Below are 8,589 nucleotides of genomic sequence, written 5' to 3' on the forward strand. Positions count from 1 at the left end.
GGGGGGGGGGGGGCGGGCCCCGGGGGGCGGCGACGGGGGGGGCGCCGGCCTCCACCTCGGCGTCGGAGGCCTCCGGCCTGCCGTAGCGGATGTTGTCGGCGACGGTCCCCGTGAACAGGTGGGTCTCCTGCGGAACGTACCCGATGAGCCGGCGGTACGCGGACGGAGCCCAGGCCCGCAGATCCCGGCCGTCGACTCGGACGCTGCCCCGGTCGGGGTCGTAGAAGCGGGCGAGGAGCTTGACCACGGTGGACTTGCCCGCCCCGGTGGTGCCGACGAGCGCCACCGTCTCGCCGGGTGCGATGCGCAGTGCGGTGTCGTGCAGCGACGGCCGTTCGGCGCCCGGGTAGGTGAAGGCGACGGCGTCCAACTCCACCGCTCCGGTGAGACGTTCGGGCAGTCGGGCCTCCGCGCCCCGCTCGGGGAGGGAGGGGGTGATGCGCAGCAGCTCCATGGTGCGGCGCAGACCCACGGAGGCCTGCTGGTAGCCGTCGAAGGCTAGGGAGAGCTGCTGCAGCGGCGAGAAGAACATGCCGAGGTAGAGCAGGAAGGCCGCGAGCACACCGGCGCTGAGGTCGCCGTCCGCGATCCGGTGCGCGCCCACGAACAGGACGAGCGCCCGGGACAGTTCCGCGGCGAAGTTGATGGACGGAAAGTAGACGGAGGCATAGCGCTGGGCACGCAGGCGTGCGGTCCGGTACGCGTCGGACAGTTCCCCGAACTCGCGCGAAGCGCCCTGCTCACGGGAGTGCGACTGGGAGGTGCGCAGCCCGCTGACGTTCTCCTGGAGGCTGGAGTTGACCGCGCCGATGCGCTTGCGGGCCTCGTCGTAGGCGGCCGAGGACAGCCGCCAGAACACCCCGGTGGCGGCGAGCACCAGCGGCAGCAGCCCGAGTGCGGCGAGGGCGAGCGGCGGGTGGACCACCACCATGGCCAGGGCCGCGCCGGTCAGCGTGGCCAGGGAGGCTACGGAGGTGAGCAGGCCGGTCCCCAGGAACTGGGACAGCGCGTCGATGTCGTTGACGACCCGGGTCATCACCTGGCCGCCGCGCTCGCGCTCGTAGAAGTCCAGCCCCAGGCGCTGCAGATGGGCGAAAACCCGCACGCGCAAGCCGTACAGGACGCGTTCACCGGCCCGGCGCGTCACACGCGCCTGGGCGCGGTACGCGAGGAAGCCGAGCCCGACGGCGCCGGCCGCGAGCAGCACACACACGGTGAGGGCGCCCGCGCTGTCCCCGCTGACCCCGTCGTCGAGTCCGTGGCGTACGAGGATCGGCAGGGCGATGGCGGCAAGGGAGTCCACGGCGAGCAGCGCGAGACCCGCGAGCAGGGCGGCCCGCACCGGGCGCAGAAGCCTGACCGGGGAGAGCCGGGGATCGGGGGTGCGCAGGTCCTTCTCGTCGAGACCGGGGTCCTCCGACTTCTCCGGCTCCCCTGGCTCCCGCCCTGTCGGGGCCTTCGGCCACAGCTCCGCGGTCGTCCCGTCGGGCGACGCGTCCGAGAGGCGGGTCGGTTCGTCGAGGGAGCCGCTGGCTCCGGCCAGAAGGTCGGCGAACAGCGGGCAGCGGTCGGCCAGTTCGGCCTCGGTGCCGAGATCGACCAGGCGTCCGGCGTCGAGGACGGCGATGCGGTCGGCGAGTGCCAGAGTGGAGCGGCGGTGGGCGATGAGCACGGTCGTACGGTCCGCCGCCACGGTGCGCAGCGCGTCCTGGATGGCCGCCTCGGTGGCGGGGTCCACGGCCGAGGTGGCATCGTCGAGGACCAGCACCTGGGGCTCGCCGAGCAGGGCCCGCGCGAGGGCGATCCGCTGGCGCTGGCCGCCGGAGAGGCCGAGGCCGCGCTCGCCGAGCAAGGTGGCGTATCCGTCGGACAGTTCGCTGATGAAGCCGTGCGCGCCGGCGGCCTCGGCGGCCGCCCGCACCTGGGCGTCGGTGGCCTCGGGACGGCCGTGGGCGATGTTGTCGCGGACCGAGCAGGAGAAGAGGAAGGGGTCCTCGAAGACCGTGCCGACGGCGCGTCGGAGCGAGGCCAGGCGCAGCTCCCGCAGATCCCTCCCCGCCTCGGCCTCACCCGCCTCAGCCTTGCCCGTCCCGGCCTCGGCTTCACCCGCCCCGGCCTTGACCGTCCCGGCCTCGGCTTGGCCCGTCCCGGCCTTGACCGTCCCTGAGTCGGCCTCATCCGTCCCGTCCTCGCCGTCCCCCGCACTCCGCACCAGCACGCTCCCCGACTGCGGGTCGTAGAACCGGCCGAGCAGCAGCGAGACGGTGGACTTGCCGGACGCGGGCGGCCCGACCAGGGCCACGGTCTCGCCCGGCCGGACGGTGAGCGAGAAGTCCTTGAGCACCGGGTCGCTGGGGGCGTATCCGAAGGTCACATCGCGCAGTTCGACCCCGAGCGGCCCGCCCGGTACGTCGGGAGCGCGCGGGTCGTCCACGATGTCCGGTGCGGCGTCGATGAGTTCGTAGACCCGTTCCGCCGCGGCGCGCGCCTGCTGCGCGGTCACGGTGAAGTTGGCGAAGAGCCGGGCCGGGCCCGCGAGCAGCGTGAGGTATCCGGCGAACGTGAGGAACGTACCGATGTCGATACTGCCGCGCAGCGCGAGCCAGCCGCCGAGCGCGAGCAGCGCGACCTGGCCGGCCGGCGGCAGGACCGCCATGGACGCCGCGGAGTCGGCCTGGATACGGGCGAGTCGGACGCGGCGCCCGAACAGCACGCGGGCGGCCCGCGCGAGCCGGTCGGTCTCGCGCTGCTCCTGCCCGAAGGCCTTCACCACGCGCACGCCGGTGACCGTCTCCTCCACGTGTTCGGCGATCGTGGCCGCCTGCGCCTGTGCCTGCCGGGTGGCCGGCCCGACCCGGCGGCGGCTGCGCCGGGCGAGCAGGGCGAGCGCCGGTACGACGGTCAGGGCGACCAGGGCGAGGGGCGCCGACAGCCACAGCATCGCCGCCGCCGCGACGGCGAACTGGGCGGTGACGCCCACCGGTATCGGCAGCATGCCGAGCAGTACCTGGATCTGCTGCAGATCGCTGTTGGCCCGCGAGACCACCTGCCCGGTGCGCAACGAGTCCTGCTTGACGCCGTCGTAGCGCTGCACCGAGGCGAACACCTGGGTCCGTAGATCGTGTTGGACGGCGAGCGCCAGCTTCCCCGCGTAGAAACGGCGGGTGAACTCGGCGCCGAACTGGACCACGGCCAGCACGCACAGAACGGCGACGAGCACGACGACGCGGTCCGTGCGGCCCGCGACGGCATCGTTCACGGCGAGGCCCGTGAGCAGGGGGCCGAACGCCTCGAGGCCCGTTCCGAACACGGAACTGAGCAGGACGGCGGTCAGCAGACCCGGGTGGCTGCGACAGGCGGCCAAGGGCCGGCGCAGCCCTCCGGTGCCATGGGGGGATTCGGTGGACATGAGGTTAGCTTAGGCTAAGCTAACCTCGCCTTGTCACGCCGTGGGTCCCTCGCCCCGGCCGTCCGTCCAGGTGACGGGCATATGGCCATTTCCCGACGGGCCCACCGTCAACAGGCCCCCCCACACAACAGGACTTGACGTCTCGTCAAGCCAGGAAGGCGGGAGCGATGCGCGTCCTCTTCGCCGGTCCGCCCTTCTTCGGACTGCTCTACCCCATGGTTCCGCTGGCACACGCACTGCGTTCCGCAGGTCACGACGTCCTGTGGGGTACGTGCGGTGCCGCCGTCGGGCACACCGGGCGAGCCGGACTCCTCGCCGTCGACTGTGCGCCCGGTATCGACCCCGACGCCCTGTACGCGCAGATGGAGAAGGATCGTCAGGGCCGCAAGCCGCCTTCTCCTGGCGAGCGGACCGCACCGCCCAAGGGCAAGGGTTTCTCGTTCTTCAGCGACGAGATGGCCGACCGGATGGTGGAGGTCGCCGATCACTGGCGCCCCGACCTGGTCGTCCACACGCCGAACGGCGTCGTGGGCCAGCTCGTCGCCGCCCGCCTCGGTGTCCCCTCGGTACTGCACGCGGTCGGCTTCGGCCACACCTCGGCCCACGTCGGCATGATGAACAACGCCCTCGCCGACGCCTACGCCCGGCACGGACTGTCCGGCCCCGGCCCCGTATCCGCATGGCTGGACGTCACCCCGCCGAGCATGAGCGTCACCGACGAGGCGCGCCGCTGGTTCCTGCGGTACGTCCCGTACAACGGCGGTGCCGCACTGCCCTCGTGGCTCTTCACACCGCGCGACCGCCCCCGGATCGCCGTGACCCTGGGGACCGTACGGCCGATGGTCGACGGGGTGTCGCCCGTGCAGTGGGTGATCGACGCCGCGCGCGAGAGCGACGCCGAGTTCGTGCTCGCCCTCGGGGGCGCGGACCTCGGCGATCTCGGTGAACTGCCGGACAACGTCCGCGCGGTGGACTGGATCCCGCTCGGCGCGCTGCTCTCCGCCTGTGACGCGGTCATCCACCACGGCGGGGCGGGCACGACCTTGACCGCCCTCGACTCCGGCCTGCCGCAGATCGTCCTCGGCGCGGGCGCCGCCCGCCCGGCCAACGCCGCGGCGGTCCGCGCCCGCGGCTGCGGACTCGTCCCCGAAGGGCCGGGCGACCTCACCCCGAAGCTGGTCGAACGGCTGCTGACCGACGACGGTCTGCGGGACGCGGCCCGCGCGACCGCGCGCGAGATGGCGGGCCTGCCAAGCCCCGCCGAGACCGTGCCACGTCTGGTCGAACTTGCGCGCACCCAGGGGGAGTTGCGATGAGTGTCGCGATACCCCTGGTGGGCCCGCAGCTGACCGACGCGGACGTGCGGCCGCACCCGCTGACCGGACCCACCGTCGAACGGCTCACCCGCCGGCTCACCGGGGCCACGTCGGCGGCCGGGCGCGGCGGGATCGTCGCCGAGTTCTGGGCGGCGGCCGGACGCCGCGGCGCCCCGCCGGTCGGGGGGGTCGACGGCGAGCCCGGGCACCGCGCGGTCACCTTCCTGTGGCGCGGCCACCGCGCCACCCGGCAGGTGCTGCTGCTCGGCAACCGGCTGGCCGACCGCGAACACCTCGCGGCCTCCCTGCTGCGGCGGATACCGGACACGGACATCTGGCAGCTCGGCCTGAAACTGCGCGCCGATCACCGCGGCAGCTATCAGCTGGCCGCCGACGTCTCCCCCGGCGAGCCGCCCGCCGATCCGCGACTGCTGCAGGAGCGGCTGCGCGGCCTGTCCCGGTACGCGGCACCCGACCCGCTCAACCCGCTTCCCCTGCCCACCCGTTGGTCGCCCGCCGGCGCCTCCGTCTTCGCCCTGCCCGACGCTCCGGCCCAGCCGTGGGCCGAGCGGCGCGCGGGCATCGCGCGCGGCACGGTCGAACGGCACCGCAGGCCGGGCGGGGCGCTCGACGGGGAACGGGACGTGTGGGTCTATCTGCCGCCCGGGATCGACCCGGCCGGGACAGCGGACCGGGTCACCACGGCGGACGGGGACGCCGGCACGCGCCGGCGCGCCACCACGGACGAGGCCACCTCGGCGGCGGACCCGAATCAGGCCGCCGACCTGCCAGACCTTCCCGTCCTGGTCCTGTGCGACGGCGACATGTGGTTCGGTGAACTCGGCTTCCAGGACACGCTGGACGCACTGATCGCCGATGGCGCCGTCCCCCCGCTGGCCGTGCTCGCACCGGACGCCGTGGACAACCCCACCCGCTGGGGCGACCTGGGCGGCCGCGACAGCTACGTCTCCTTCCTCGCCGACCTCGTGCTGCCATGGGCGGCAGCCCGCTGGCCGCTGACCACCGACCCGGCCAGGACCGTGATCGCGGGCCAGAGCCTGGGGGGCGTCACCGCCCTGTACGCGGTCCACACCCGAGCGGACCGCTTCGGCCACGCGCTGGCCCAGTCCGCCTCACTGTGGTGGCGACCGGGCCTGCCGCAGGGCGTGCCCAAGACCGTCTCGGCCGAGACGCCTTGGCTGGTCTCCCTGTTCGCGGAGGCCGAGCAGCGCCCCGTGTCGGTCCGGCTCGCCGTCGGCCTGCACGAGGGCCGCATGGTCGGCGACGCCCGCGCCCTGCACACCGCACTCGCATCGCTCGGCTACCCGGTGACCCGCACCGAGTACAACGGCGGCCACGACTACGCCTGTTGGCGCGGCTGCCTGGCCGACGGACTGGCGGCAGCCCTCGGCCCGGCCGACTGACCCGCACGTTCCCCGTAGAACCAGCTCATTTCATCCCTTACGAAGCCATCCCTTACGAAGCAACACCCACAGGAGTCCCCACCCATGTTTTCCCACCGCCCCCGCACCGCCGCCACCCTCACCGCCGCCGCGCTCGCGGGCGCCCTCGTGCTGACGGCCTGCGGCAGCGACGACAAGAACGGCGGCAAGGAGCAGGCGAAGAACGGCTCTTCGGACACCCGGAAGATCACCGACGCGAACGGCAAGAGCGTCACGGTGCCGGCCGCCCCCAAGAAGGTCGTCACGCTCAGCGAGCCCACCCTCGACGCCGCCCTCGCCCTCGGCATCGAGCCGATCGGCGCCACGGCGGGCCGAGGACAGAAGGGCGTGTCCACCTACCTCGCCGACAAGGCGGCCAAGGCCGAGGTGGTGGCCTCCATCGCCGAGCCGGATCTGGAGAAGCTCGCGACGCTGCAGCCCGATCTGATCCTCCTCGACGAGACCACCGGCTCCAAGCGTTTCCTGGACAAGCTGGGCGAGATCGCACCGACGGTGGTCACGGCGAAGCTCAACGAGGACTGGAAGAAGGCGTTCAGCGCCACCGCCGACGCCCTGAACAAGAAGTCCGACGCCGACAGGCTCCTTTCCGGGTTCGACGCCGACGTGGCCAAGGCCAAGGGTGAACTCGGCGAGAACGCCGGCGCCGTCAGCAGCGTCGTCCGCTGGCAGAACGGCGCCCCGTCCGTCGTCGGCAAGGGCAAGGGCCACGTGGGCTCCACGCTGTCCGCGCTCGGTCTGACCCGGCCGAAGGACCAGCAGGGCGAGAGCATCGGCCGCAGCGAGCCGGTGAGCCTGGAGAAGCTCGACACCATCGACGGCGACTGGCTGTTCTTCGGCGCGCTCGGCGACAAGGCCGCGGGCGAGAAGGCGTACGCCGAGGCCGAGAAGGTCCCCAACTTCACGAAGCTGAAGGCCGAGAAGGCGGGCCACGTCGTGGTCATCGAGGGATCCGCGTGGAACAGCGCGGGCGGCTTCCTCGCGGCCCGCACGGTGCTCGCCGACGTGACCGAGGCGCTGGTCGGCTGACCTGGCGACACCCTGCGTACGGCCGCTCCGGACTTCACGTCCCGGGCGGCCGCACGCGGTTGGGGGCGCGCGCGGTTGGGGCGCAGCGGTTGGGGGCGCACACAACTACCCGCTCCGGCAGGGAAGTTCATCCGCCCGGGGTGGGCTGCATCTTCCGATCAAGACGTGTTAGGTTAGCCTTACCTAAGTCAACGGGAGAGGGTTGTGCTGTGACCGAGAGGGAACTCGAGGGGCGCCTCGCCCTGGTGACCGGAGCCGGACAGGGCATCGGAGAAGCCGTGACCCGCGCCCTCGCCGAACGGGGCGCGCGCGTCGTGGCCGTGGACCGCAACCCCGTCGCGGTCAAGGAGGTCGAGGCCGCGTACACGGGCGGCGAGGTGGTCGCCCGCGCGGTGGACGTCACCGACGCCACCGCCGTCGAGGCCCTGGTCGACGAAGTGGAGCGCACGCTCGGCCCGCTCGCCATCCTCGTCAACGTCGCCGGAGTCCTGCGCCCGGCACCCGTCGTCGAACTCAGCGACACCGACTGGGCCGAGACCTTCGCGGTGAACACCGACGGCGTCTTCCACACCTCGCGCGCCGCCGCCCGCCGGATGGCCGGGCGCCGCTCGGGCAGCATCGTGACCGTCGGGTCCAACGCAGCGGGAGTACCGCGCACTTCGATGGCGGCGTACGCCGCGTCCAAGGCGGCGGCCACCATGTTCACCAAGTGCCTCGGCCTCGAACTGGCCCGCGCCCAGGTGCGCTGCAACGTCGTCTCACCCGGCTCGACGAACACCGCGATGCAACGGCAGCTGTGGACGGAGCCCGACGAGGCGGCCACCCGGCGCGTCGTCGACGGCGACCCCGCCAGCTACCGCGTGGGCATCCCCCTCGGCCGGATCGCCGACCCGGTCGACATCGCGGAGGCCGTCGCGTTCCTGGTCTCCGACCGGGCCCGGCACATCACGATGCACGACCTGTACGTGGACGGCGGTGCCACGTTGCGGGTCTGACGTGTTCGTCGGGCGGGTGCGTGAGGGCTGTGTGCCGCTCCCTGTGTGCCGGCCCCGGGCGCCGCTTCCTGTGCCCCGCTCCCCGTGCGCCGGACAGACCCCGCCCTCCCGGGGGCCGAGCCCCAATCAGGCTATCGGCGACCACTGACAACGCCCCTCCCGTCCTCACCGGACGTGAGCCGGCACACCTTCCCCACCAGCCAGGCATGAACCCTGACGCGCCCTCCCCACCAGCCGGGCGTGAGAGCCCACCCATGCCTCCCACCCCCAGAGCGGCAGCCCACCCACCCCCCTCCCGCTTTCCAAGCCGCAGCCCGCCCACCCCTCCCGCTTTCCAAGCCGCAGCCCACCCACCCCAACCCCGGTACCGCACCGAAGCC

Annotated in this window: 5 protein-coding genes; 4 read left to right on the forward strand and 1 reads right to left on the reverse strand. The window is 73.1% G+C overall.

Going from position 1 to position 8,589, the window contains the following annotated elements:
• Positions 1 to 3,409: ABC transporter transmembrane domain-containing protein (locus JAO81_RS28095; protein ID WP_199550750.1), on the reverse strand; the 3,409-nt coding region annotated here is incomplete at its 3' end.
• A gap of 167 nt (positions 3,410 to 3,576) precedes the next feature.
• Between JAO81_RS28095 and JAO81_RS28100 the strand changes: the two genes are divergently transcribed.
• From JAO81_RS28100 to JAO81_RS28115, 4 genes are all read left to right on the forward strand, one after another.
• Entirely contained in the window at positions 3,577 to 4,725 is a 1,149-nt protein-coding gene (locus JAO81_RS28100) for a nucleotide disphospho-sugar-binding domain-containing protein (RefSeq protein WP_199550751.1), read from the forward strand.
• On the forward strand, positions 4,722 to 6,149 hold the full coding sequence (locus JAO81_RS28105; protein WP_199550752.1) for an esterase family protein: 1,428 nt from the start codon (positions 4,722 to 4,724) through the stop codon (positions 6,147 to 6,149). Before JAO81_RS28100 ends, JAO81_RS28105 begins: the two co-directional genes overlap by 4 nt.
• An 84-nt stretch (positions 6,150 to 6,233) precedes the next feature.
• Complete coding sequence (locus JAO81_RS28110; RefSeq protein ID WP_199550753.1) at positions 6,234 to 7,214, forward strand: ABC transporter substrate-binding protein; 981 nt, start codon at positions 6,234 to 6,236, stop codon at positions 7,212 to 7,214.
• Positions 7,215 to 7,423: 209 nt separating this feature from the next.
• Positions 7,424 to 8,209 (forward strand): 2,3-dihydro-2,3-dihydroxybenzoate dehydrogenase, encoded by a 786-nt coding sequence (locus JAO81_RS28115; protein WP_199550754.1) that lies wholly within the window; start codon positions 7,424 to 7,426, stop codon positions 8,207 to 8,209.
• Positions 8,210 to 8,589 lie beyond the last annotated feature (380 nt).

This window comes from Streptomyces sp. N35, assembly GCF_016464295.1.
Lineage (GTDB): Bacteria > Actinomycetota > Actinomycetes > Streptomycetales > Streptomycetaceae > Streptomyces.

Bases quoted from the DNA above. Each gene is read 5' to 3' on its own strand.
- JAO81_RS28110 (WP_199550753.1), top strand. From the start codon at position 6,234: ATGTTTTCCCACCGCCCCCGCACCGCCGCCACCCTCACCGCCGCCGCG.
- JAO81_RS28100 (WP_199550751.1), top strand. From the start codon at position 3,577: ATGCGCGTCCTCTTCGCCGGTCCGCCCTTCTTCGGACTGCTCTACCCC.
- JAO81_RS28105 (WP_199550752.1), top strand. From the start codon at position 4,722: ATGAGTGTCGCGATACCCCTGGTGGGCCCGCAGCTGACCGACGCGGAC.